The 24,773-nt window shown below is 70.2% G+C and carries 20 protein-coding genes and 3 tRNA genes; 18 read left to right on the top strand and 5 right to left on the bottom strand.

All coding sequences use genetic code 11. The features are described from left to right. Nucleotides 1-94 precede the first annotated feature (94 nt). Entirely contained in the window at nt 95-751 is a 657-nt protein-coding gene (locus tag WA762_RS08905; RefSeq protein ID WP_335934564.1) for an SDR family oxidoreductase, read from the bottom strand. Between the two features lie 33 nt (nt 752-784). Beyond that, nucleotides 785-2,107, bottom strand: coding sequence for an amidohydrolase family protein (locus tag WA762_RS08900; RefSeq protein WP_335934562.1), 1,323 nt, complete (start codon nt 2,105-2,107; stop codon nt 785-787). A 571-nt stretch (nt 2,108-2,678) separates the two neighbouring features. On the opposite strand from WA762_RS08900, the gene WA762_RS08895 reads away from it, so the two are divergent. From WA762_RS08895 to WA762_RS08860, 8 genes are all read left to right on the top strand, one after another. Continuing rightward, nucleotides 2,679-2,751, top strand: a tRNA-Thr gene (locus WA762_RS08895). A 46-nt stretch (nt 2,752-2,797) separates the two neighbouring features. Further along, nucleotides 2,798-2,870: transfer RNA gene (locus WA762_RS08890), tRNA-Met, on the top strand. 87 nt (nt 2,871-2,957) lie between these two features. After that, entirely contained in the window at nt 2,958-3,122 is a 165-nt protein-coding gene (gene rpmG / locus WA762_RS08885; RefSeq protein WP_003956487.1) for a 50S ribosomal protein L33, read from the top strand. 103 nt (nt 3,123-3,225) lie between these two features. Next, entirely contained in the window at nt 3,226-3,678 is a 453-nt protein-coding gene (locus WA762_RS08880; RefSeq protein WP_335934554.1) for a MaoC family dehydratase N-terminal domain-containing protein, read from the top strand. Beyond that, nucleotides 3,678-4,106 (top strand): MaoC family dehydratase, encoded by a 429-nt coding sequence (locus WA762_RS08875; RefSeq protein WP_335934552.1) that lies wholly within the window; start codon nt 3,678-3,680, stop codon nt 4,104-4,106. The genes WA762_RS08880 and WA762_RS08875 overlap by 1 nt, the downstream gene beginning before the upstream one ends. Before the next feature lie 251 nt (nt 4,107-4,357). Next, complete coding sequence (locus WA762_RS08870; protein WP_335934551.1) at nt 4,358-4,906, top strand: TetR/AcrR family transcriptional regulator; 549 nt, start codon at nt 4,358-4,360, stop codon at nt 4,904-4,906. A 114-nt stretch (nt 4,907-5,020) separates the two neighbouring features. Next, nucleotides 5,021-6,463, top strand: coding sequence for a DHA2 family efflux MFS transporter permease subunit (locus WA762_RS08865; RefSeq protein ID WP_335934549.1), 1,443 nt, complete (start codon nt 5,021-5,023; stop codon nt 6,461-6,463). 208 nt (nt 6,464-6,671) lie between these two features. Beyond that, a complete protein-coding gene (locus WA762_RS08860) occupies nt 6,672-7,727 on the top strand; it encodes a UDP-N-acetylmuramate dehydrogenase (protein ID WP_335934548.1) in 1,056 nt (351 codons plus the stop codon). Between the two features lie 272 nt (nt 7,728-7,999). Here the strand turns inward: WA762_RS08860 and WA762_RS08855 are convergent, their stop codons facing one another. The 3 genes from WA762_RS08855 to WA762_RS08845 all read right to left on the bottom strand — a co-directional run bounded on the left by WA762_RS08855 (nt 8,000) and on the right by WA762_RS08845 (nt 11,183). After that, complete coding sequence (locus WA762_RS08855) at nt 8,000-8,635, bottom strand: NAD(P)-dependent oxidoreductase (protein ID WP_335934547.1); 636 nt, start codon at nt 8,633-8,635, stop codon at nt 8,000-8,002. A gap of 176 nt (nt 8,636-8,811) precedes the next feature. Next, nucleotides 8,812-9,834 carry an adenosine deaminase gene (locus tag WA762_RS08850; RefSeq protein ID WP_335934546.1) on the bottom strand — a complete coding sequence of 341 codons (1,023 nt, stop codon included), beginning with the start codon at nt 9,832-9,834 and terminating at the stop codon, nt 8,812-8,814. Nucleotides 9,835-9,956: 122 nt separating this feature from the next. Then, nucleotides 9,957-11,183, bottom strand: a complete 1,227-nt coding sequence (locus WA762_RS08845; RefSeq protein ID WP_335934545.1) for a pyridoxal phosphate-dependent aminotransferase — start codon at nt 11,181-11,183, stop codon at nt 9,957-9,959. Nucleotides 11,184-11,407: 224 nt separating this feature from the next. Here WA762_RS08845 and WA762_RS08840 point away from each other — a divergent pair. From WA762_RS08840 to WA762_RS08795, 10 genes are all read left to right on the top strand, one after another. Then, nucleotides 11,408-11,480, top strand: a tRNA-Trp gene (locus WA762_RS08840). Between the two features lie 106 nt (nt 11,481-11,586). Then, entirely contained in the window at nt 11,587-11,874 is a 288-nt protein-coding gene (gene secE / locus WA762_RS08835; protein WP_335934544.1) for a preprotein translocase subunit SecE, read from the top strand. Nucleotides 11,875-11,947: 73 nt separating this feature from the next. Beyond that, on the top strand, nt 11,948-12,808 hold the full coding sequence (gene nusG, locus WA762_RS08830) for a transcription termination/antitermination protein NusG (protein WP_335934543.1): 861 nt from the start codon (nt 11,948-11,950) through the stop codon (nt 12,806-12,808). Between the two features lie 228 nt (nt 12,809-13,036). Beyond that, entirely contained in the window at nt 13,037-13,471 is a 435-nt protein-coding gene (gene rplK, locus WA762_RS08825) for a 50S ribosomal protein L11 (protein ID WP_073786749.1), read from the top strand. A gap of 80 nt (nt 13,472-13,551) precedes the next feature. Next, nucleotides 13,552-14,280, top strand: a complete 729-nt coding sequence (gene rplA / locus WA762_RS08820) for a 50S ribosomal protein L1 (protein ID WP_335934541.1) — start codon at nt 13,552-13,554, stop codon at nt 14,278-14,280. Nucleotides 14,281-14,442: 162 nt separating this feature from the next. Then, nucleotides 14,443-15,339, top strand: coding sequence for an SCO4651 family lipoprotein (locus WA762_RS08815; RefSeq protein WP_335934540.1), 897 nt, complete (start codon nt 14,443-14,445; stop codon nt 15,337-15,339). A 269-nt stretch (nt 15,340-15,608) separates the two neighbouring features. Next, nucleotides 15,609-16,139, top strand: a complete 531-nt coding sequence (gene rplJ, locus WA762_RS08810) for a 50S ribosomal protein L10 (RefSeq protein WP_335934539.1) — start codon at nt 15,609-15,611, stop codon at nt 16,137-16,139. Between the two features lie 108 nt (nt 16,140-16,247). Next, the gene (gene rplL / locus WA762_RS08805; RefSeq protein WP_335934537.1) at nt 16,248-16,634 is read left to right on the top strand and encodes a 50S ribosomal protein L7/L12; all 387 of its coding nucleotides are present in this window, start codon (nt 16,248-16,250) and stop codon (nt 16,632-16,634) included. A 604-nt stretch (nt 16,635-17,238) separates the two neighbouring features. Then, complete coding sequence (gene rpoB, locus WA762_RS08800) at nt 17,239-20,724, top strand: DNA-directed RNA polymerase subunit beta (RefSeq protein WP_335934535.1); 3,486 nt, start codon at nt 17,239-17,241, stop codon at nt 20,722-20,724. 128 nt (nt 20,725-20,852) lie between these two features. Further along, nucleotides 20,853-24,767 (top strand): DNA-directed RNA polymerase subunit beta', encoded by a 3,915-nt coding sequence (locus WA762_RS08795; protein ID WP_335934533.1) that lies wholly within the window; start codon nt 20,853-20,855, stop codon nt 24,765-24,767. Nucleotides 24,768-24,773 lie beyond the last annotated feature (6 nt).

Below are 24,773 nucleotides of genomic sequence, written 5' to 3'. Positions count from 1 at the left end.
GGGCGCGCGACCGAAGCGGGCCGGGCGCACGCCCCGCGCCGGTGCCGGGACGCCCGTGCGCGCCGCGCGTACGGGCGTCCCGGCACCGGCCGGCTCAGTTGCCCGCGACGTCCTTCACCGCGACCGCCACGGGCACGCTCCCCGAGACCAGCTCCAGGGTCAGCCCCGCCGTCGCCGGGGTCTCCAGCAGCTCCAGCAGCGTCGCCGCCACGTCGTCGCGCGGCACCGGCCCCCGGCCGGTCGAGACGGCCAGCCGGACCAGCCCCGTGCCCGCGTCGTTCGTCAGCATGCCGGGGCGCAGGATCGTCCAGTCCAACGCGGTTCTGGAGCGCACGTACGCGTCCGCGGCGCCCTTCGCCCGCAGATACGCGTCGAACACCTCGTCGCCGGGGTGATCGGGGTCGGCGCCCATCGACGAGACCACGACCAGGCGGCGCACGCCCGCCCGCTCGGCCGCGTCCGCGAGGAGCACCGCCGCGCCGCGGTCCACCGTCTCCTTGCGCGGCGCGCCGCTGTTCGGGCCCGCGCCGGCCGCGAAGACCGCGGCGTCCGCGCCGCGGAGCACCTCCGCCACCTGCTCCACGGAGGCCGACTCCAGGTCCAGGACGACCGGTTCGGCGCCCGCCGCCCGGAGGTCCTCGCTCTGTCCCGGGTCACGGACGACGCCGACCGCCTCGTACCCGCGCGCTGCGAGCAGGCGCTCCAGCCGCAGCGCGATCTGACCATGTCCACCTGCGATGACAATGCGCATGTCTTGACCGTACGTCGCCGCGGGCGGCCGCGCTCAGGTCCCGCTCCAGAGACCGGTGCCCGGCCGGCCCTGACGGGGGAGTCCGAGGGCGGCGACGGTCTCCGAGTCGCAGTACTCGCGTACCGCGCTCGTCCGCGCCACCACCCGGCCGCGATGGATCACGACCCGGCTGTACGCCAGCGACAGCACGCCCGAGAGCTGTTCCCCGCGTACGGCGAGCAGCTCGGCGGGGAAGCCCGCCTCGACCCGGACCTCGGGCAGTCCCATCGCCGCCCGGGCGGCCGACGACACCGTCCGGTACGCCTCGTCTGCGGGCAGGTCGTTCTGCGAGGCCAGCAGGTAGGCGGCCTCCAGCGGGTCCCCGCGGCCCACCGGGTTCGCGAGGTCCCGCAGCGCCCCGCTGCCCGCGGCGATCCGCACCCCGGCCGCCCGCAGCAGCCCCACGGGCGCGGTGCCGCGACCCTCCGTCCCGCAGCAGCCGCCCTGGGGGAGGCAGATCACCGTCACCCCGGCCGCCGCGAGCTGGTCGGCGGCGCGGGTCGCGGACGGGAAGGGCAGCCGGGCCAGGCCGGCGCACGGGCCGAGGGAGACCCCGGAGCGCACCCCGCCGGCCAAGGCGGCGAGCCGGCCCAGCCGGGCCGGGTCGTCGCCGTCCGTGTGCAGATCGACCGGGCGGCCCCGCTCGGCGGCGATCTCCAGCACCGCCTCCGCGTAGCCCGCCGGGTCCGGGTCGAGGTCGGGGCAGCCGCCGACCGCGGCGGCGCCCATCTCGACCGCGTCGCGCAGCATGGCCAGGTTGTCGGCGCCCGCGACGCCGGTGAGCAGCCGGGGCACCGCGACCGGGGTCAGCTCCACGAGCCCGCGCAACGAGTCGCGGGCCCGGAGGACCGCTTCCAGCGAGGCGAGGCCCTGGACCGAGCCGATTCGTACGTGCGCGCGCAGCGCGGTGGCGCCGTGGCCCAGTTGCAGCAGGGCGGCCTCGGTGGCCCGGCGCTGGACGTCCTGGGGACGGTGGGACACCGGACCCGGGACGCCGGGGCCCGCGCCGTCGGCGGTGAGCGCGGTGTCGCTGTGGGCGTGGGGCTCGACGGGCGCCGGGAGCAGCAGGTGGCCGCGCAGGTCCACCCGCGCGCCCGGGACGGCCAGGCTGCCCGCGGTGCCGACGGCCTCGATCCGGCCGCCGCCGAGCCGTACGTCGACGACGCGTCCGTCGGTCAGGCGGGCGCCGCAGAGCACCAGGGGGCTCGTCTCGGCGGTCTCGGCGGTCGCGGTGGTGTCGGGGCCGTCGGCCGGGTCGGGGGCTTCGAGGCCGTCGGCGGCGTGGTCGTCGGACGGCCGCGGCTGGCTGTCGGGCATCGCGCTCCTGGAACGGGACCTGCGGAGGGGAGGGCAGGCGGGAGGTGGCGGGCGGTCGGAAAGGGGAGGGGGAAGGGCAAGGAAGGGCGGGGAAGGGCAAGGAAGGGCGGGGAAGTACGGGGAAGTACGGGGAAGTACGGGGAAAGGGGGCGGAGGAAAGGCGGAATGCGCGGAAGGGGCGGGCGAGGGAACGGGGATGGGGATGGGGATGGGGCGGAGCTGGGGGATGGGGGCTGGAACGGGCGTCGGGAAAGGCGCTACGGAAAAAGGGGGAAAGATCACGCAGAGTGAGTCGAGCCTAGGGGCGGGTTCGGCCCGGTTCGAGGAGGAGCGAAATAGTCGTACCGGTGTGGTCCGGGGCCCCTGGGGCACGGGCGTACGGCCGGGGCGGTCGTGGCCGGTGGGGCGGTCGGCGGGGGCGCCGGGCCGGTCGGGCCGCTGTTCAGGCAGGTGGGAGGCGGGGAACGGACAGTCGCGGAGGGGCCCCGGACCGTCCGGTCGGCCGTCCGAAGGGCTTCGCCGGAACGGATTTGAGCAACCGGCGACCAAGCGTGTAATGTCTTCCTCGCTCGCCCCAATAGCTCAGTCGGTAGAGCGTCTCCATGGTAAGGAGAAGGTCTGCGGTTCGATTCCGCATTGGGGCTCTGGTGATCGGGATTCCCCGCTTCGGCGGGGGAAACCTGTCATCAAAGCGGTGTAGCTCAGTCGGTAGAGCAAGCGGCTCATAATCGCTGTGTCACCGGTTCAAGTCCGGTCACCGCTACTCACGGTAGCCGATTGCGGGGTCGGTCCTTCAATCGGCTACTCTTTCTGTGTTTATCCGTCTACCCGTCCGTCAAGGAGCACTCACGTGGCTGCCACCGACGTCCGCCCGAAGATCACGCTGGCCTGCGTGGAGTGCAAGGAGCGGAACTACATCACCAAGAAGAACCGGCGTAACAACCCGGACCGTCTTGAGATGAAGAAGCACTGCCCGCGCTGCAACTCGCACACCGCGCACCGCGAGACGCGCTGACTCAGGCTCGTTCACGAGGCCGTCCCCGATGGGGGCGGCCTCGTGGCGTTGTATAGGGCTGTTGTTCGGCCTTTTTCATCTCTCATCAGGAGGTAGCGAGCCCATGGCGCTCGACCAGTCCTTCGTGGGGCGGACCTATCCGCCCACTCCGCCGTACGAGGTCGGCCGGGAGAAGATCCGCGAGTTCGCCGAGGCGGTGGGGGACGCCAACCCGGTGTACACCGACCCCGAGGCCGCCAAGGCGCTGGGCCACAGCGATGTGATCGCACCGCCGACCTTTGTCTTCTCGATCACTTTCAAGGCCGCCGGGCAGGTGGTACGGGACCCGCAGCTGGGCCTGGACTACAGCCGCGTGGTGCACGGCGACCAGAAGTTCGCCTACGTGCGTCCCGTGCGGGCGGGGGACCGGCTGACGGTCACCTCGACGATCGAGGGCATCAAGTCGCTGGCGGGCAACGATGTGCTGGACATCCGCGGCGAGGTCCACGACGAGTCCGGTGAGCACGTTGTGACGGCATGGACGAAGCTGGTGGCGCGCGCCGCCGAGGAGGCGTGATGACGGCGAAGGTCGCTTACGAGTCGGTCGAGGTCGGCACGGAGCTGCCGGCCCAGTCCTTCCCGGTGACCCGGGCGACGCTGGTGCAGTACGCGGGGGCCTCCGGGGACTTCAACCCCATCCACTGGAACGAGAAGTTCGCCCGCGAGGTCGGGCTGCCGGACGTGATCGCGCACGGCATGTTCACCATGGCCGAGGCGATCCGGGTGGTCACGGACTGGGCAGGCGACCCGGGCGCGGTCGTCGAGTACGGGGTGCGGTTCACCAAGCCGGTCGTCGTGCCGAACGACGACGAGGGCGCTCTGATCGAGGTCGCCGCCAAGGTGGCGGCCCTGCTCGACGACAAGCAGGTGCGGGTCGACCTGACGGCCATGAGCGAGGGCAAGAAGGTGCTGGGCATGGCCCGGGCCGTGGTGCGGCTGGCCTGACGGGGCCGGGCGTCGCCCGTGCCGCGGGCGCGGCCGGCCCGGTGCCGACGGGCCGCGCTCGCGCCGTGGTGCGGCGGGCCCGGTGCCGACGGCCGCGGTCCGGCGGTCATGGCCCGGCGCGCACGAGGGGCACCGTCCTGGGGGCGGTGCCCCTCGCGCGTCCCCCCGGGCGCCGGGGACCCGGTCCGTTCGGGTGCGACCACCGCTTGACCAGGTTAGTGATTGGGCACTAACTTCATGGCATGGTCAGGATGAGCGCGGAAGAGCGGCGCGAGAGCGTCATTCGTGCGGCGATCACCGAATTCGCCCGCAGCGGTTACGACGCCACCTCCACCGAGGTCATCGCCCGGCGCGTCGGCGTCTCGCAGCCGTACCTCTTCCGGCTCTTCCCCAACAAGCAGGCCATGTTCCTCGCCGCCGCCGAACGCTGCCTGCTGGACACCCGCAAGGTCTTCGCCGAGGCCGCCGAGGGGCTGGAGGGCGAGGAAGCGGTCTCCGCGATGGCCGCCGCGTACCAGCATCTCATCGTCGAGGACCCCGAGAAGCTCCTGATGCAGATGCAGACCTACGCCGCCGTGGCCAGCGCCGGGGCGGCGGGGAACCAGGAGCTCGGCGAGACGCTGCGCACCGCGTGGCTGCGCATGTGGGACGAGGTGCACCTCGCTCTCGGCGCCGACGCCGAGGAGACCACCACGTTCTTCGCGTACGGCATGCTCATCAACACCCTGACCTCGCTCGGCTTCCCGGCCGATCACCGGGTCTGGACCGGGTTCTACGACTCGGCCAGGCCCTGTCCCTGAACGGCACGGCGAACAGCACGGCGCGACCCGGGCGCCCGCCCCGTCCGGGGCGCCGTCCGCCCGGTTTTCTGTCCAGAGAAGTTAGTCATTGATAACTAACCCCAGGGGGGAACAGTGAACCAACCCACGACGGGCCGCTCAGGAGCGGTCTGGACCCTCGTCATCACCAGCGCCGCCGCCTTCATGGCGGCCCTCGACAATCTGGTCGTCACCACCGCCCTGCCCTCCATCCGCAAGAGCCTCGGCGGCGAACTGGCCGAGCTCGAATGGACGGTGAACGCCTACACCCTCACCTTCGCCGTCCTGCTGATGCTCGGCGCGGCCCTCGGCGACCGGTTCGGGCGCCGTCGGCTCTTCCTCGGCGGGCTCGCCGTCTTCACCGGCGCCTCCGCCGCGGCGGCCCTCTCGTCGGGCATCGGCGAACTGATCGCCTTCCGGGCGGTGCAGGGCGTCGGCGCGGCGGTCATGATGCCGCTGACCCTGACCCTCCTCACGGCCGCCGTGCCGGCCGGCCGCCGCGGCGCCGCGCTCGGGGCGTTCAGCGCCGTCACCGGGCTGGCCGTGGCCGGCGGTCCGCTGATCGGCGGCAGCCTCACCGAGCACCTGTCCTGGCAGTGGATCTTCTGGCTGAACGTGCCGATCGGCCTGGTCCTGCTGCCGGTCGCCCGGCTGCGCCTGGCGGAGTCGTACGCACCGGACGCGCGGCTCGACATTCCCGGCACGCTCCTGGTCAGCGGAGGGCTCTTCGGCCTCGTCCACGGCCTGGTCAACGCCAACGCCGACGGCTGGACCAGCGCCCCCGTCCTCGGCTCGCTGCTCGGCGGCGCGGTGCTCATCGCCGCGTTCATCCGGCACGGCTTTCGCGCGAAGCACCCGATGCTGCCCATGCGGCTGTTCCGGGGGCGCGCCTTCCTCGGGATCAACGCGGCCGGTCTGCTGATGTTCCTCGGCATGTTCGGGTCGATCTTCCTGCTCAGCCAGTACCTCCAGGCCGTACTGGGCTACTCGCCCACCGAGGCCGGTCTGCGGATGCTGCCCTGGACCGGGATGCCGATGCTGGTCGCGCCGATCGCCGGGATGCTCTCCGACCGGTTCGGCGGCCGTCCGGTGGTCGTCACCGGGCTCGCCCTCCAGTCGGTGGGCCTGGCCCTTTTCGCCCTGATCATCGGTCCGGACGCCTCGTACGCCTCGCAGCTGCCCGGCCTGATCGTCGGCGGGATCGGCATGGCCCTGTACTTCGCGCCCGCCGCCGGGCTCGTGATGTCCAGCGTCGGCCCCGCCGAACAGGGCATCGCCTCCGGCACCAACAACGCCCTGCGCGAGGTCGGCGGAGCCCTCGGCGTGGCGGTGCTCGCCACGGTCTTCTCCTCGCGGGGCGGCTACGAGTCGGCGCGGGCCTTCACGGACGGGACCGTTCCGGCGGTGTGGATCGGCTCCGGCGCGGTGGCGCTGGCGGCCCTCGTCGCGCTGCTGATCCCGGGGCGCGGCACGTCCGCGGCGGCGCGGCCCGAAGCGGCCGACGAGACGGCGGGGGAGCGCGTCCCCGTCGCCGCCTGAGCGGGGCGTCCCGGCCTCGCCCCGGCCCACGGCCTTGCCCCGGTCGGCGGCTTGGTCCCAGTCAGCGGCTTGGTCCCGGTCCACGGCCTTGCCCCGGTCCACGGCCTCGCCCCGGTCGGCGGCTTGGTCCCGGCTGCCGGGGCGGGGTCGCGCGCCGTACCCGACACGCGTCCGTGGCCGTCTGCGGCCGGACCGTACTCTTGTCCCCGTGCAGGAACTCCACGACGCCCCCCTCGCCCCCCTGACCACCTTCCGGCTCGGCGGCCCCGCCACCCGGCTCCTCACGGCGACGACCGACGCCGAGGTGATCGAAGCCGTGCGGGAGGCCGACGACGCCGGCACCCCGCTCCTGATCATCGGCGGCGGCAGCAACCTGGTCATCGGCGACAAGGGCTTCGACGGCACCGCCCTGCGCATCGCGACCAAGGGCTTCGCCCTGGACGGCACCACGCTGGAGCTGGCCGCCGGAGAGGTCTGGACGGACGCCGTCGCCCGCACGGTCGAGGCCGGCCTCGCGGGCATCGAGTGCCTGGCCGGAATCCCCGGGTCCGCCGGGGCGACGCCGATCCAGAACGTCGGCGCCTACGGGCAGGAGGTGTCCTCCACCATCACCGAGGTCATCGCCTACGACCGGCGGGCCGGCGAAACGGTCACCATTCCCAACGCCGCGTGCGCGTTCTCGTACCGCCACAGTCGCTTCAAGGCCGAACCCGACCGTTTCGTCGTGCTCCGAGTCCGTTTCGAGCTGGAGGACGCGGGCGGGCTGTCGGCGCCCCTGAAGTACGCCGAGACGGCCCGCGCCATGGGCGTCGAGCAGGGCGAGCGCGTGCCCGCGGCGGCCGCCCGGAAGACGGTGCTCGGGCTCCGCGCGGGCAAGGGCATGGTGCTGGACCCCGAGGACCACGACTCCTGGTCGGCCGGATCCTTCTTCACCAACCCGATCCTGGAGGCGGCGGAGTACGAGGCGTTCCTCGCCCGGGTCAGGGACCGCCTCGGCCCCGAGGTGACGCCCCCGGCCTTCCCCGCGGACGGCGGACGCGTCAAGACCTCCGCGGCCTGGCTCATCGACCGGGCCGGTTTCGCCAAGGGGTACGGCGCCGGCCCGGCCCGCATCTCCACCAAGCACACCCTCGCCCTCACCAACCGGGGCGACGCCACCACCGAGGACCTCCTGGCGCTGGCCCGCGAGGTGGTGGCCGGGGTCCACGAGGCGTTCGGCGTCCGGCTCGTCAACGAACCGGTGACGGTCGGCGTGAGCCTGTAGGGACGGTCGGCGCGAGCCTCGTAGGACGGACACCCCCCCGGGGCCGTACGCGCCGGGCGGGTCCCCTACGGGACCCATGGGACACGGGACAGCGGGAGCGTACGAGAGCGCTGGACGCGTGCGAGTGCGGTGGACGCATGTGAGAGCGGCGGACGCATACGGGCGGTGTTCGCGTACGAGAGCGGCGTTCAAGCATGAGAGCGGTGTTCAAGCATGACAGCGGCGTTCAAGTACGAGAACGGCGGACACGCGCGAGAACGGCCGGACGCCGTTCAGTACGCCACGCCCACGCCCTGCCGCACCGCGTCCGGCTCGTCGACCAGGGAGAGCATCGCGTGGGCCGTGTCGGCCCGCGAGAGGGTCCGGCCACGGGGCGGGGTCCCGCCGATCACCGTCCGGTACCGGCCGGTCAGCGGCCCATGGGTGAGCTTCGGCGGGCGCACCGACGTCCAGTCCAGCGCGCTCTCGGCCAGCGCGGCCTCCATCCGGCGCAGATCCGCGTAGACCTCCCCGAGGACCGCGCTCACCACCCGGTGGACCAGCCGGTCCACCAGCGGCTCGTCGGCCGGCCGCGGGCCGAGCGGGGCGGCGCTGACCACGACCAGCCGACGCGTCCCCGCGGCCTCCATCGCCCGCAGCACCGACCGGGTCAGCCGCTCCGTCACGCCGTCCGGCCGCCGGCCGCGCGCGCCGAGCCCGGAGAGCACCGCGTCCCGGCCCGCGACCAGCTCACGCAGCGGCTCCGGGTCGTCCAGCCGCGCCACCGCGCGGACGGACACGCCGGGAAGCCGGACCGTCAGCCGCGCCGGATCGCGCACCACCGCCGTCACCTCGTGACCCGCCGCGGCCGACTGGCGGACGAGCTCCCGGCCGACGCCGCCCGTCGCACCGAACACCGTGATCCTCATGACGACCCTCCCGGGGTGGACGACGGGGCGGGGCGGGTGCTCACCCGCCCCGGGGCACGCGGGGACCCGGCCCCCGGCCCAGGGACGTCACGATGCCACGACGCCATGACGTCGCGACGCCATGACGGCACGGCGGCACGGGGCCGCGGGCGGCGCCGGCCCGCCCCGCCCGCCGCTCAGCCGGCCGGCTTCGCCAGCCAGTCGTCGATGCCCGCCAGCAGCTCCGCCCGCACCCCGGCCGGCGCCGCGGAGCCCCGCACCGACTGCCGGGCCAGCTCCGCGAGCTCCCCGTCCGTGAACGCGTGGTGCTCCCGGGCGAAGTCGTACTGGGCGGCCAGCCGGGAGCCGAAGAGCAGCGGATCGTCCGCGCCCAGCGCCATCGGCACCCCGGCTTCGAACAGAGTGCGCAGGGGGACGTCGACGGGCTTCTCGTAGACGCCGAGCGCCACGTTCGACGCCGGGCACACCTCGCAGGTCACCCCGCGCTCCGCCAGCCTGTGCAGCAGCCGCGGGTCCTCGGCGGCCCGCACGCCGTGCCCGATCCGGGCCGCGTCCAGGTCGTCCAGGCAGTCCCGCACGCTGGCGGGGCCGGACAGCTCGCCGCCGTGCGGGGCGGCGAGCAGGCCGCCGTCGCGGGCGATGGCGAAGGCCCGGTCGAAGTCCCGGGCCATGCCCCGGCGCTCGTCGTTGGAGAGCCCGAAGCCGACCACGCCCCGGTCCGCGTACCGCACCGCCAGCCGGGCCAGCGTCCGGGCGTCCAGCGGGTGCTTCATCCGGTTCGCCGCGATCACCACCCGGATCGGCAGGCCGGTGTCGCGCGAGGCCTCGTCCACCGCGTCCAGGATGATCTCGATCGCCGGGATGAGCCCGCCCAGCAGCGGGGCGTACGAGGTGGGGTCGACCTGGATCTCCAGCCAGCCCGAGCCGTCCGCGACGTCCTCCTGGGCCGTCTCGCGCACCAGGCGCCGGATGTCCTCGGGGGCTCTCAGGCAGGAGCGGGCGATGTCGTAGAGCCGCTGGAAGCGGAACCAGCCCCGTTCGTCCGTGGCGCGCAGCCGGGGCGGCTCGCCGCCGGTCAGCGCCTCCGGGAGGCGCACGCCGTACTTGTCGGCGAGTTCCAGCAGGGTGGCGGGCCGCATCGACCCGGTGAAATGCAAGTGCAGGTGGGCCTTGGGCAACAGCCGTACATCACGCTCCATTCCAGGATCCTGCCGCATCCGCGGGGTCCGGCGGTAGCCGCTTTCCCAATCCGGGGTGACGTACGAACAAACAAGCGCCCCCCGGCCGGAGCCGAGGGGCGCCCGTCGGGCCCGGAACGCGCCTACGCCCTGGCCTCCGCCAGCAGCTTCTGGAGCCGGGAGACGCCCTCGACCAGGTCGTCGTCGCCCAGGGCGTACGAGAGGCGCAGGTAGCCCGGCGTGCCGAAGGCCTCGCCCGGCACGACCGCGACCTCGGCCTCGTCCAGGATGAGCGCCGCCAGCTCGACCGAGGTGGCCGGGCGCCGGCCGCGGATCTCCTTGCCGAGCAGCCCCTTCACCGAGGGGTACGCGTAGAACGCGCCCTCGGGCTCCGGGCACAGCACGCCGTCGATCTCGTTGAGCATCCGGACGATGGTCCGGCGGCGGCGGTCGAAGGCGGTGCGCATCTCGGCCACCGCGTCCAGGTTCCCGGAGACGGCGGCCAGCGCGGCCACCTGGGCGACGTTGGAGACGTTCGACGTGGCGTGCGACTGGAGGTTGGTCGCGGCCTTGACGACGTCCTTCGGGCCGATGAGCCAGCCCACCCGCCAGCCGGTCATCGCGTACGTCTTGGCGACGCCGTTGACCACGACGCACTTGTCGCGCAGCTCGGGCACGATCGCCGGCAGCGAGGTGAACTTCGCGTCGCCGTAGACCAGGTGCTCGTAGATCTCGTCGGTCAGCACCCACAGGCCGTGCTCGACGGCCCAGCGGCCGATCGCCTCGGCCTCGGCCTCGGCGTACACCGCGCCGGTCGGGTTGGAGGGCGAGACGAAGAGGACGACCTTGGTCTTCTCCGTGCGCGCCGCCTCCAGCTGCTCGACGGAGACCCGGTAGCCGGTGGTCTCGTCGGCCACGACCTCCACCGGGACGCCGCCGGCCAGCCGGATCGACTCGGGGTAGGTGGTCCAGTACGGGGCCGGGACGATGACCTCGTCCCCCGGGTCGAGGATCGCGGCGAAGGCCTCGTAGATGGCCTGCTTGCCGCCGTTGGTCACCAGGATCTGGGAGGCGTCGACCTCGTAGCCGGAGTCGCGCAGCGTCTTCTCCGCGATCGCGGCCTTGAGCTCGGGAAGCCCGCCCGCCGGGGTGTAGCGGTGGTACCTCGGGTCGCGGCACGCCTCGACGGCGGCGTCGACGATGTAGCCGGGGGTCGGGAAGTCGGGCTCACCGGCGCCGAAGCCGATCACCGGACGGCCGGCGGCCTTGAGGGCCTTGGCCTTGGCGTCGACGGCGAGGGTGGCGGACTCGGAGATCGCGCCGACGCGGGCGGAGACCCGGCGCTCGGACGGAGAAGTTGCAGCGCTCATGGGCCCATGGTCCCAGACCGCTCCTCCCGGCGGCGCCCGGGTTTCAGGGACCGGACAGGCCCTCCTCGGCATGCGGACGGAAGGTGTCCCGGAGCCGCGGCGGGTTGTCTGTTCGACGCCGGGCCTCTGAACACGTACACTCACCTGTCGTTGGCCTTCACCGGCCGCATCGTCACTCCTCCCGGGGCATCCGGGAAGATGCGGTAGGTTGGTGGAAACCACAAAGGGTCGTAGCTCAATTGGTAGAGCACTGGTCTCCAAAACCAGCGGTTGGGGGTTCAAGTCCCTCCGGCCCTGCTACACACTCCTTCGCCAGGAAGTGTGCGCATGTACGTACTTCAATGCACCGCCGTGCGGCTCCACCGGGCGCGGCACGGCCACGACCCGGAATCAGGTGAGAAGATTGACGGACGCCGTGGGCTCCATCGACATGCCTGATGCCGAGGACGAAGTACCCGAGTCGAAGAAGAAGACCCGGAAGGGCGGCAAGCGCGGTAAGAAGGGCCCCCTGGGTCGCCTCGCGCTGTTCTACCGCCAGATCGTCGCCGAGCTCCGCAAGGTCGTCTGGCCGACTCGTTCCCAGCTGACGACGTACACCACGGTGGTGATCGCCTTCGTCGTCGTCATGATCGGCCTCGTGACCGTGATTGACTTCGGATTCCAGCGGGCCATCAACTACGTCTTCGGCTGATCCCGCGGAGGGCGCCTCATGGGCGCCCCTTTCGCATGTTCCACCCATATGTATCCAGGAAGAAGCAGCCACCGTGTCTGACCCGAACCTGAACGACGCCGTCGAGCCGACGGCGGGCGCCTTCGAGTCCGCCGAGGACGAGCTCGACATCGTCGAGGCGGCGGACGCCGAGGAGCCGGACCAGGCCGAAGCTGCCGACGCCGCCGCAGGGGAGCCCGCCGAGGAGGCGGCCCTGCACATCGAGGACGACGCCGGCGCCGAAGCCGGTTCCGACAACTCCGAGAACGACGGGAGCGCTGCCGAGGAGGCCGCTCCGGTCGACGCCGTCGCGGCCCTCCGCGAGGAGCTGCGCGGCCTGCCCGGCGAGTGGTACGTCATCCACACCTACGCCGGATACGAGAAGCGCGTGAAGGCCAACCTGGAGCAGCGCGCCGTCTCGCTCAACGTCGAGGACTTCATCTACCAGGCCGAGGTGCCCGAGGAAGAGATCGTCCAGATCAAGAACGGCGAGCGCAAGAACGTCCGCCAGAACAAGCTCCCGGGCTACGTCCTGGTCCGCATGGACCTGACGAACGAGTCCTGGGGCGTCGTCCGCAACACCCCCGGCGTCACCGGCTTCGTGGGCAACGCCTACGACCCGTACCCGCTGACCCTGGACGAGATCGTCAAGATGCTCGCCCCGGAGGCGGAGGAGAAGGCCGCCCGCGAGGCCGCCGAGGCCGAGGGCAAGCCGGCTCCGGCCCGCAAGGTCGAGGTGCAGGTGCTCGACTTCGAGGTGGGCGACTCGGTCACCGTCACCGACGGCCCGTTCGCCACGCTCCAGGCGACGATCAACGAGATCAACGCCGACTCGAAGAAGGTCAAGGGCCTCGTCGAGATCTTCGGCCGCGAGACCCCGGTCGAGCTCAGCTTCGACCAGATCCAGAAGAACTAGTGCCCGCCCGGTGGCGTCCCCCTCGGACACCACCGGTCACGGCACCAGCACCCGTCCGGCGGCACGCGGACGGACACATGCCTACCGAGCAGGTCGGGCCGGTCTCGTCGCCGGTCTGACCTGCTCGGTTTTTGGTCGCGCAGGGGTACCCGTTATCGTTGTGCGGTATGCCTCCGTCCGGATGACCGGACGGCGGCGGAACACTCTCACTAGGACCCGGAGAGAGCAATGCCTCCCAAGAAGAAGAAGGTCACGGGGCTCATCAAGCTCCAGATCAACGCCGGTGCGGCCAACCCGGCCCCGCCGGTCGGCCCCGCGCTCGGCCAGCACGGCGTCAACATCATGGAGTTCTGCAAGGCCTACAACGCCGCGACCGAGTCGCAGCGCGGCATGGTCGTGCCGGTGGAGATCACGGTCTACGAGGACCGTTCCTTCACCTTCGTGACCAAGACGCCGCCGGCCGCGAAGCTGATCCTCAAGGCCGCGGGCGTGGAGAAGGGCTCCGGCGAGCCGCACAAGACCAAGGTCGCCAAGCTGACGGCCGCCCAGGTCCGCGAGATCGCCACCACGAAGCTTCCCGACCTGAACGCCAACGACCTCGACGCCGCGTCGAAGATCATCGAAGGCACCGCCCGTTCCATGGGCATCACGGTCGAAGGCTGATCCAGCCCCTCACGCACACAGTGGCAGGGCCAGGCGCTGGCCCGGACCACGACTCCACACCTGAGAACACAGGAGCAGAAGTGAAGCGCAGCAAGAACCTCCGCGCTGCGGACGCCAAGGTCGACCGGTCGCGCACCTACGCGCCGCTCGAGGCCGTCCGTCTCGCCAAGGAGACCGCCTCCACCAAGTTCGACGGCACCGTCGAGGTCGCGCTCTGCCTGGGCGTCGACCCGCGCAAGGCCGATCAGATGGTCCGCGGCACCGTGAACCTCCCGCACGGCACCGGCAAGACCGCCCGGGTCCTGGTCTTCGCGACCGGTGACCGTGCTGCGGCCGCGGAAGCCGCGGGCGCCGACATCGTCGGCGCCGACGAGCTCATCGACGAGATCTCCAAGGGCCAGCGCCTGAACGAGTTCGACGCCGTCGTCGCCACCCCGGACCTCATGGGCAAGGTCGGCCGCCTCGGCCGGGTGCTCGGTCCGCGTGGTCTGATGCCGAACCCGAAGACCGGCACCGTCACCCCCGACGTCGCCAAGGCCGTCAACGAGATCAAGGGCGGCAAGATCGAGTTCCGCGTCGACAAGCACGCGAACCTCCACTTCATCATCGGCAAGACCTCGTTCGACGAGACCAAGCTGGTGGAGAACTACGGCGCGGCGCTGGAGGAGATCCTCCGTCTGAAGCCGTCCGCCGCCAAGGGCCGCTACATCAAGAAGGCCACCCTGGCCACCACGATGGGCCCCGGCATCCCGCTGGACGCCAACCGCACCCGCAACCTCCTCGTCGAGGAGGACCCGGCCGCCGTCTGAGCCCCCGCGCTCGGCAGCACGCCGCGTCATGTGTGACATGGACGGGCCCCGCAACCTTTTCAGGTGCGGGGCTCGTCCTCATTTCCGTACATATGATCAGGCTGTGTCGGAGCTGTGCGTTAGCGTGAGGCTTCCGTAGCCGAACGAGGGGTGGAATCGGACATGAGGACCAGTACCGTGCGACGCGTGGGCCTGACGGTGGCGGTGGCGGCGGCTCTGACGTCGGTCGCGGCCTGCAGTGGCTCGGACGACGGCGCGAGCGGCGGCGGCGGTGTCGCCAAGACCGACCCGATCGCCGCGCTGCGCCAGGTCGAGAAGAAGACCGGCGGCGTGGATTCGGCGAAGATCGAGGGCACCACCGAGATGGGCACCCTCATGTCCATGAAGCAGACCGGCGCCATCGGATGGGGCGACGGCCTCGCCGGCTCCATGAAGATCACGTACACCGGCGGCAGCATGGCCGAGACGGTGAAGAAGAACGGCGGCAGCGGGACGATGGAGGCCCGCTACTTCAAGGAGGGCTACGCCGTGAACATGGGCGACGCCTTCGCCCAGCAGTCCGGCGGGAAGCACTGGATCACCTACGACTACGCCGATCTGGCGGAGCTCGCGGGCGCCTCCGGCGAGGCCATGAAGCAGCAGCTGCAGAACGCCACGCCCAGCCAGGGCGTGAAGGTCCTGCTGGCCTCCGGCGACGTGAAGAAGGTCGGCGAGGAGGACGTGCGCGGCGTCCCCACCACGCACTACTCCGGCACCGTCGACGTCGCCGCGCTCACCGAGAAGAACTCCGCGCTCGACGCCAAGCAGCTCGCCGAGCTGAAGAAGCAGCTGAGCGAGGCCGGCGTCACCACCGAGCAGGTCGACCTCTGGGTCGACAAGAACGACCTGCTGGTCAAGAAGACCGAGCGTGGCCGGATGAACACCGGCGAGATCAATTCGACCGTGTACTACAGCGACTACGGCACCAAGGTCTCGGTGGAGAAGCCCCCGGCCGACGACACGCTCACGCTGACCGAGCTCATGAAGCAGCAGCAGAAGGCCGGCGGGGTCACCGGCTGAGCCGGACCCCCACCGCGGGAACGGGCGGATTTGCCCGGCGCGACCCCCGTCGCGTACTCTCTCCCAGAAGCCAAAGACCGCTGGTCGTCGCCGTGCCCTTCTCCGAGGGCCGGTGACCGAAGGATCCGTCGAGTACGGGCGACCCGCGCAGGTGACTGTGGAGAGCTCCCGGATTCCGGTCGAGCTACGCCCTGGCGCCTGCGCCGGGGCGTTCGTCTTTCCCGGCCCCTTCTGAGCGGTCCTCATCACCCGGAAGGAGGCCGACGCTCATGGCAAGGCCCGACAAGGCTGCCGCGGTGGCCGAGCTGACGGACCAGTTCCGCAGCTCGAACGCCGCCGTGCTGACCGAGTACCGGGGTCTCACCGTGGCCCAGCTCAAGGAGCTGCGCCGTTCGCTCGGTGAGAACGCCCAGTACGCCGTGGTGAAGAACACGCTGACCAAGATTGCGGCCAACGAGGCCGGGATCGACGCGCTCGACGACCTGTTCACGGGTCCGACGGCGGTCGCCTTCATCACCGGTGACCCGGTGGAGTCGGCGAAGGGTCTTCGTGACTTCGCCAAGGACAACCCCAACCTCGTCATCAAGGGCGGTGTCCTTGACGGCAAGGCGCTGTCCGCCGATGAGATCAAGAAGCTCGCGGACCTCGAGTCCCGCGAGGTTCTGCTCAGCAAGCTGGCCGGTGCCTTCAAGGGCAAGCAGTCCCAGGCTGCCTCGCTCTTCCAGGCTCTGCCGTCGAAGCTCGTCCGCACCGTGGACGCGCTGCGCGCCAAGCAGGCCGAGCAGGGCGGTGCCGAGTAATTCGGCTCGCGCAGTGACCGTCGCTCGCTGAGCGGTGGTCGTAGCGGGCCTGTACGCCCGCCTCACATGTACATCCGGCACCAGCCGAATTAGTGGAAGGACGCCATCATGGCGAAGCTCAGCCAGGAAGACCTGCTCGCGCAGTTCGAGGAGATGACCCTCATCGAGCTCTCCGAGTTCGTGAAGGCCTTCGAGGAGAAGTTCGACGTCACCGCCGCCGCTGCCGCGCCGGTCGTCGTCGCGGGTGGTGCCGCCGGCGGCGCCGCCGAGGCCGTCGAGGAGAAGGACGAGTTCGACGTCATCCTCACCGGCGCCGGCGAGAAGAAGATCCAGGTCATCAAGGTCGTGCGTGAGCTGACCTCCCTGGGTCTGAAGGAGGCCAAGGACCTCGTCGACGGCACCCCGAAGCCGGTCCTCGAGAAGGTCGCCAAGGAGGCCGCCGAGAAGGCTGCCGAGTCCCTCAAGGCCGCCGGCGCCTCCGTCGAGGTCAAGTGACTCAAGGAGTCCGCTGACTCCTCCGGCTGTCCGCGCCGCACGGCGCAGGCGGCCGTCACACGAAGGGCGATCACCCATCAGGGTGGTCGCCCTTCGGCGTCCCCGGGACCGCTGCCTTGCTCTTCCGGCGGCGACGAGTATGGTGATCTTCGCCGTTGCCTCTCGGGGGACGGCCGGCCGGTGCCGCCGGGCCGCCGGGGCGCCGCCCCGGCAGGGGGCCTTGACGAACCGGACGCGGCGCGCGATTCTCAGGACGCGTCAGCACATCGATCCGAATCCGAGGCATGGATCGTGGCCGAAGAGGGCAGTAAAGAAGAGCGCAGCACGCGCGGAACCAATAGGTGTTGAGAACAAGCTGGTGAGAGCAACGTGGGTCTCTGAGAACCCTCACTGGACATCAGTGTGCCGTTTGGCTACACTGTCCCTTTGCGCTGCCTGTTAGCTGCCCCCTGCCCGTCACCAGGGGCATGCCCACGCTTGAGCACCGACGATCACACGTCTCTGACCTGGCCTTTTCGGACCGGAATCAGGAACCGACCGTCTCGGCGTCCAGCTTGGGACCGGTACGCGCGTAGTGAGTCCGAGCCCTCGGAAGGACCCCCTCTTGGCCGCCTCGCGCAACGCCTCGACCGCGAATACGAACAACGGTGCCAGCACCGCCCCGCTGCGCATCTCCTTTGCAAAGATCAAGGAGCCCCTCGAGGTTCCGAACCTCCTCGCGCTGCAGACCGAGAGCTTCGACTGGCTCCTCGGCAATGCGGCCTGGAAGGCTCGCGTCGAGGCTGCTCTGGACAGTGGACAAGACGTCCCCACCAAGTCCGGACTGGAGGAGATCTTCGAGGAGATCTCTCCGATCGAGGACTTCTCCGGGTCGATGTCGCTGACGTTCCGCGACCACCGCTTCGAGCCCCCGAAGAACTCGATCGACGAGTGCAAGGAGCGCGACTTCACGTACGCCGCCCCGCTCTTCGTCACGGCCGAGTTCACCAACAACGAGACCGGCGAGATCAAGTCCCAGACGGTCTTCATGGGCGACTTCCCGCTCATGACCAACAAGGGCACCTTCGTCATCAACGGCACCGAGCGTGTCGTCGTGTCCCAGCTGGTCCGTTCGCCGGGTGTCTACTTCGACTCCTCCATCGACAAGACGTCCGACAAGGACATCTTCTCCGCCAAGATCATCCCCTCCCGGGGCGCCTGGCTGGAGATGGAGATCGACAAGCGCGACATGGTCGGCGTCCGCATCGACCGCAAGCGCAAGCAGTCCGTCACCGTGCTGCTGAAGGCGCTCGGCTGGACCACCGAGCAGATCCTGCAGGAGTTCGGCGAGTACGAGTCCATGCGCGCCACCCTGGAGAAGGACCACACCCAGGGCCAGGACGACGCGCTGCTCGACATCTACCGCAAGCTCCGTCCGGGCGAGCCGCCGACGCGCGAGGCCGCCCAGACGCTGCTGGAGAACCTCTACTTCAACCCGAAGCGCTACGACCTCGCGAAGGTCGGCCGTTACAAGGTCAACAAGAAGCTCGGCGCGGACGAGCCGCTGGACGCCGGCGTGCTCACCACCGACGACGTCATCGCGACCATCAAGTACCTGGTCAAGCTGCACGCCGGTGAGACCGAGACGATCGGCGAGTCGGGCCGGGAGATCGTCGTCGAGACCGACGACATCGACCACTTCGGCAACCGCCGCCTGCGCAACGTCGGCGAGCTCATCCAGAACCAGGTCCGCACGGGTCTGGCCCGCATGGAGCGCGTCGTGCGCGAGCGCATGACGACCCAGGACGTCGAGGCGATCACGCCGCAGACCCTGATCAACATCCGGCCGGTCGTCGCCTCCATCAAGGAGTTCTTCGGCACCAGCCAGCTGTCCCAGTTCATGGACCAGAACAACCCGCTCTCCGGGCTGACGCACAAGCGTCGTCTGTCCGCGCTGGGCCCGGGTGGTCTCTCCCGTGAGCGGGCCGGCTTCGAGGTCCGTGACGTGCACCCGTCCCACTACGGACGCATGTGCCCGATCGAGACCCCCGAAGGCCCGAACATCGGTCTGATCGGCTCGCTCGCCTCGTACGGCCGGGTCAACGCGTTCGGCTTCATCGAGACCCCGTACCGCAAGGTCGTCGACGGCCAGGTCACCGACGAGGTCGACTACATCACCGCCGACGAGGAGGACCGCTTCGTCATCGCCCAGGCGAACGCGACCCTCTCCGAGGAGCTGCGCTTCACCGAGCCCCGCGTCCTGGTCCGCCGCCGCGGCGGCGAGGTCGACTACGTGCCGCCGGCCGAGGTCGACTACATGGACGTCTCGCCGCGCCAGATGGTGTCCGTCGCGACCGCGATGATCCCCTTCCTGGAGCACGACGACGCCAACCGTGCCCTCATGGGCGCGAACATGATGCGCCAGGCGGTGCCGCTCATCAAGTCCGAGGCCCCGCTCGTGGGCACCGGCATGGAGTACCGCTGCGCCACCGACGCCGGTGACGTGCTGAAGGCCGAGAAGGACGGTGTGGTCCAGGAGGTCTCCGCGGACTACATCACCGTGACGAACGACGACGGCACGTACACCACGTACCGCATCGCCAAGTTCATGCGCTCCAACCAGGGCACCTCGGTCAACCAGAAGGTCGTCGTCTCCGAGGGCGACCGGGTCGTCGCCGACCAGGTCCTCGCCGACGGTCCGGCCACCGAGAACGGCGAGATGGCCCTCGGCAAGAACCTGCTCGTGGCGTTCATGCCGTGGGAGGGTCACAACTACGAGGACGCGATCATCCTGTCGCAGCGCCTCGTGCAGGACGACGTCCTCTCCTCGATCCACATCGAGGAGCACGAGGTCGACGCCCGTGACACCAAGCTCGGCCCCGAGGAGATCACCCGGGACATCCCGAACGTCTCCGAGGAGGTCCTCGCCGACCTCGACGAGCGCGGCATCATCCGCATCGGCGCCGAGGTCGTCGCCGGCGACATCCTCGTCGGCAAGGTCACGCCCAAGGGCGAGACCGAGCTCACCCCCGAGGAGCGCCTGCTCCGCGCGATCTTCGGTGAGAAGGCGCGCGAGGTCCGCGACACCTCGCTGAAGGTCCCGCACGGCGAGATCGGCAAGGTCATCGGCGTCCGCGTCTTCGACCGCGAGGAGGGCGACGAGCTGCCGCCGGGCGTGAACCAGCTGGTTCGCGTCTACGTCGCGCAGAAGCGCAAGATCACCGACGGTGACAAGCTCGCCGGCCGCCACGGCAACAAGGGCGTCATCTCGAAGATCCTGCCGATCGAGGACATGCCGTTCCTGGAGGACGGCACCCCGGTCGACATCATCCTCAACCCGCTGGGTGTCCCGTCCCGAATGAACCCGGGACAGGTCCTGGAGATCCACCTCGGCTGGCTCGCCAGCCGCGGCTGGGACGTCTCCGGTCTCGCCGACGACTGGGCCAAGCGGCTCCAGGCCATCGGCGCCGACCAGGTCGCCCCCGGCACCAACGTCGCCACCCCCGTCTTCGACGGTGCGCGCGAGGACGAGATCTCGGGTCTCTTCGAGGCCACGATCCCGAACCGCGACGGCGCGCGTCTGGTGCAGCCCTCCGGCAAGGCCAAGCTGTTCGACGGCCGCTCCGGCGAGCCGTTCCCGGACCCGGTCTCGGTCGGCTACATGTACATCCTCAAGCTGCACCACCTCGTCGACGACAAGCTCCACGCCCGTTCGACGGGTCCGTACTCCATGATCACCCAGCAGCCGCTGGGTGGTAAGGCCCAGTTCGGTGGTCAGCGCTTCGGTGAGATGGAGGTGTGGGCCCTTGAGGCATACGGCGCCGCATACGCCCTCCAGGAGCTCCTGACGATCAAGTCCGACGACGTGACCGGCCGCGTGAAGGTCTACGAGGCCATCGTCAAGGGCGAGAACATCCCCGAGCCCGGCATCCCCGAGTCCTTCAAGGTGCTCATCAAGGAAATGCAGTCGCTCTGCCTCAACGTGGAGGTGCTGTCCTCGGACGGCATGTCCATCGAGATGCGCGACACGGACGAGGACGTCTTCCGCGCGGCGGAGGAGCTCGGTATCGACCTGTCCCGGCGCGAGCCGAGCAGCGTCGAAGAGGTCTGACGGGCCGGCCGGCCGGGTCCCCGCGACCCGGCCGGCCCTCCCGGGACCCGTTCAGACCATTGCTGAAGTGCCCCATTTTCTCGCGTGACGCGAGGGGCTCGAACCCCCGAAAGAGGGATTGACGACAAGTGCTCGACGTCAACTTCTTCGACGAGCTGCGGATCGGCCTTGCCACCGCGGACGACATCCGGACCTGGTCGCACGGCGAAGTGAAGAAGCCGGAGACCATCAACTACCGCACCCTCAAGCCCGAGAAGGACGGACTCTTCTGCGAGAAGATCTTCGGTCCGACCCGGGACTGGGAGTGCTACTGCGGCAAGTACAAGCGTGTCCGCTTCAAGGGCATCATCTGTGAGCGCTGTGGCGTCGAGGTCACGCGCGCCAAGGTGCGCCGTGAGCGGATGGGCCACATCGAGCTCGCCGCCCCCGTCACCCACATCTGGTACTTCAAGGGCGTCCCGTCGCGCCTCGGGTACCTGCTCGACCTCGCGCCGAAGGACCTGGAGAAGGTCATCTACTTCGCCGCGTACATGATCACGTTCGTGGACGAGGAGCGGCGCACCCGCGACCTGCCCTCGCTGGAGGCGCACGTCTCCGTCGAGCGCCAGCAGATCGAGAACCGCCGCGACGCCGACCTGGAGGCCCGCGCCAAGAAGCTCGAGGGCGACCTGGCCGAGCTGGAGGCCGAGGGCGCCAAGGCCGACGCGCGCCGCAAGGTGCGCGAGGGCGCCGAGCGCGAGATGAAGCAGCTCCGCGACCGCGCGCAGCGCGAGATCGACCGCCTCGACGAGGTGTGGAACCGCTTCAAGAACCTCAAGGTCCAGGACCTGGAGGGCGACGAGCTGCTCTACCGCGAGCTGCGCGACCGCTTCGGCACGTACTTCGACGGCTGCATGGGCGCCGCCGCCCTGCAGAAGCGCCTGGAGTCCTTCGACCTGGACGAGGAGGCCGAGCGCCTCCGCGAGATCATCCGCACCGGCAAGGGCCAGAAGAAGACCCGCGCGCTCAAGCGCCTCAAGGTCGTCTCCGCGTTCCTGCAGACCAGCAACAAGCCCAAGGGCATGGTGCTCGACTGCGTGCCGGTCATCCCGCCGGACCTGCGTCCGATGGTGCAGCTGGACGGTGGCCGCTTCGCGACCTCCGACCTGAACGACCTGTACCGCCGCGTGATCAACCGCAACAACCGCCTGAAGCGGCTTCTCGACCTCGGCGCGCCCGAGATCATCGTCAACAACGAGAAGCGCATGCTCCAGGAGGCCGTCGACGCCCTCTTCGACAACGGCCGCCGCGGCCGCCCGGTGACGGGCCCCGGCAACCGTCCGCTGAAGTCCCTCAGCGACATGCTGAAGGGCAAGCAGGGCCGCTTCCGTCAGAACCTGCTCGGCAAGCGTGTGGACTACTCCGCGCGTTCCGTGATCGTCGTCGGTCCGCAGCTGAAGCTGCACCAGTGCGGTCTGCCGAAGGCCATGGCGCTGGAGCTCTTCAAGCCGTTCGTGATGAAGCGCCTGGTCGACCTGAACCACGCGCAGAACATCAAGTCGGCCAAGCGCATGGTCGAGCGCGGCCGCACCGTGGTGTACGACGTCCTCGAAGAGGTCATCGCCGAGCACCCGGTGCTGCTGAACCGTGCGCCCACGCTGCACCGCCTCGGCATCCAGGCCTTCGAGCCGCAGCTGGTCGAGGGCAAGGCCATCCAGATCCACCCGCTCGTCTGCACCGCGTTCAACGCGGACTTCGACGGCGACCAGATGGCCGTCCACCTGCCGCTCTCCGCGGAGGCGCAGGCCGAGGCCCGCATCCTGATGCTGTCCTCGAACAACATCCTCAAGCCGGCCGACGGCCGTCCGGTCACCATGCCGACGCAGGACATGGTGCTGGGTCTGTTCTTCCTCACCACGGACGAGACCGAGCGCGACGTCGTCGGACAGGGCCGTTCCTTCGGCTCCACGGCCGAGGCGATCATGGCGTTCGACGCCCGCGAGCTCTCGCTCCAGGCGAAGGTCGACATCCGCTTCCCGGTGGGCACCATCCCGCCGCGCGGCTGGGTGCCGCCGGTCTCCGAGGAGGGCGAGGACGGCGTCGGGGAGCGCGAGTACCAGCAGGGCGACTCGTTCCGGCTGCGCACCTCCCTGGGCCGCGCGCTCTTCAACGAGCTGCTGCCCGAGGACTACCCGTTCGTCGACTACTCGGTCGGCAAGAAGCAGCTCTCCGAGATCGTCAACGACCTCGCCGAGCGCTACCCCAAGGTCATCGTGGCGGCGACGCTCGACAACCTGAAGGCGGCGGGCTTCTACTGGGCGACCCGTTCCGGTGTCACCGTGGCCATCTCCGACGTCGTGGTCCCCGAGGCCAAGAAGGCGATCGTCGCGGGCTACGAGGCGCAGGACGAGAAGGTCCAGAAGCAGTATGAGCGCGGTCTGATCACCAAGGACGAGCGCACGCAGGAACTCATCGCGATCTGGACCAAGGCGACCAACGAGGTCGCCGAGGCCATGAACGAGAACTTCCCGCGGACGAACCCGATCTTCATGATGGTCGACTCGGGCGCCCGAGGAAACATGATGCAGATGCGTCAGATCGCCGGTATGCGTGGTCTGGTGTCCAACGCCAAGAACGAGACGATCCCGCGTCCCATCAAGGCGTCCTTCCGCGAGGGCCTGTCCGTGCTGGAGTACTTCATCTCCACGCACGGCGCCCGTAAGGGTCTGGCGGACACCGCCCTGCGTACCGCCGACTCGGGTTACCTGACCCGTCGTCTGGTGGACGTCTCGCAGGACGTGATCATTCGCGAGGAGGACTGCGGCACCGACCGCGGTCTGAAGCTGCGGATCGCCGAGAAGGGCGCCGACGGCGTGCTCCGCAAGACGGAGGACGTCGAGACCTCGGTCTACGCCCGCATGCTCGCCGAGGACGTCGTCGTCGACGGCAAGGTCATCGCGCCGGCCAACGTCGACCTCGGTGACGTCCTGATCGACCAGCTGGTCGCCGCCGGCGTCGAGACGGTCAAGACCCGCTCGGTCCTGACCTGCGAGTCCGCGGTCGGCACCTGTGCCTTCTGCTACGGACGCTCGCTCGCCACCGGCAAGCTGGTCGACATCGGTGAGGCGGTCGGCATCATCGCCGCCCAGTCCATCGGTGAGCCCGGCACCCAGCTGACGATGCGTACCTTCCACACCGGTGGTGTGGCCGGTGACGACATCACCCAGGGTCTGCCGCGTGTCGTCGAGCTCTTCGAGGCCCGTACGCCCAAGGGTGTCGCCCCGATCTCGGAGGCGGCCGGCCGCGTCCGCATCGAGGAGACCGAGAAGACCAAGAAGATCGTCGTCACCCCGGACGACGGCAGCGACGAGACGGCCTACCCGATCTCGAAGCGCGCCCGTCTGCTGGTGGGCGAGGGCGACCACGTCGAGGTGGGCCAGAAGCTCACCGTGGGCGCCACCAACCCGCACGACGTGCTGCGCATCCTCGGCCAGCGCGCGGTCCAGGTCCACCTGGTCGGCGAGGTCCAGAAGGTCTACAACTCGCAGGGCGTGTCGATCCACGACAAGCACATCGAGATCATCATCCGGCAGATGCTGCGCCGCGTGACGATCATCGAGTCCGGCGACGCGGAGCTGCTGCCGGGCGAGCTCGTCGAGCGCTCGAAGTTCGAGACCGAGAACCGTCGTGTGGTCACCGAGGGCGGTCACCCCGCCTCCGGCCGTCCGCAGCTGATGGGTATCACCAAGGCCTCGCTGGCGACGGAGTCCTGGCTGTCGGCCGCCTCCTTCCAGGAGACGACCCGAGTGCTGACGGACGCGGCGATCAACGCCAAGTCCGACAGCCTCATCGGCCTCAAGGAGAACGTCATCATCGGTAAGCTCATCCCGGCCGGTACGGGCCTGTCCCGCTACCGCAACATCCGGGTCGAGCCGACCGAGGAGGCCAAGGCCGCGATGTACTCGGCCGTCGGCTACGACGACATCGACTACTCGCCGTTCGGCACCGGCTCCGGCCAGGCCGTTCCGCTGGAGGACTACGACTACGGTCCGTACAACCAGTAAGAGGCG

Source organism: Streptomyces tyrfis, from assembly GCF_037034285.1.
Taxonomy (GTDB): domain Bacteria; phylum Actinomycetota; class Actinomycetes; order Streptomycetales; family Streptomycetaceae; genus Streptomyces.
The sequence above is the reverse complement of the archived record's forward strand: the minus strand, read 5'-3'. Positions and strand labels throughout refer to the sequence as shown.

Excerpts from the sequence above, each read along its gene's own strand:
- WA762_RS08905 (WP_335934564.1), bottom strand. The coding sequence starts at position 751 with ATGCGCATTGTCATCGCAGGTGGACATGGTCAGATCGCGCTGCGGCTG.
- WA762_RS08900 (WP_335934562.1), bottom strand. The coding sequence starts at position 2,107 with ATGCCCGACAGCCAGCCGCGGCCGTCCGACGACCACGCCGCCGACGGC.
- WA762_RS08880 (WP_335934554.1), top strand. The coding sequence starts at position 3,226 with ATGGCGCTCGACCAGTCCTTCGTGGGGCGGACCTATCCGCCCACTCCG.
- WA762_RS08875 (WP_335934552.1), top strand. The coding sequence starts at position 3,678 with ATGACGGCGAAGGTCGCTTACGAGTCGGTCGAGGTCGGCACGGAGCTG.
- WA762_RS08870 (WP_335934551.1), top strand. The coding sequence starts at position 4,358 with ATGAGCGCGGAAGAGCGGCGCGAGAGCGTCATTCGTGCGGCGATCACC.
- WA762_RS08855 (WP_335934547.1), bottom strand. The coding sequence starts at position 8,635 with ATGAGGATCACGGTGTTCGGTGCGACGGGCGGCGTCGGCCGGGAGCTC.
- WA762_RS08850 (WP_335934546.1), bottom strand. The coding sequence starts at position 9,834 with ATGGAGCGTGATGTACGGCTGTTGCCCAAGGCCCACCTGCACTTGCAT.
- WA762_RS08845 (WP_335934545.1), bottom strand. The coding sequence starts at position 11,183 with ATGAGCGCTGCAACTTCTCCGTCCGAGCGCCGGGTCTCCGCCCGCGTC.
- rplK (WP_073786749.1), top strand. The coding sequence starts at position 13,037 with ATGCCTCCCAAGAAGAAGAAGGTCACGGGGCTCATCAAGCTCCAGATC.
- WA762_RS08815 (WP_335934540.1), top strand. The coding sequence starts at position 14,443 with ATGAGGACCAGTACCGTGCGACGCGTGGGCCTGACGGTGGCGGTGGCG.
- rplJ (WP_335934539.1), top strand. The coding sequence starts at position 15,609 with ATGGCAAGGCCCGACAAGGCTGCCGCGGTGGCCGAGCTGACGGACCAG.
- rplL (WP_335934537.1), top strand. The coding sequence starts at position 16,248 with ATGGCGAAGCTCAGCCAGGAAGACCTGCTCGCGCAGTTCGAGGAGATG.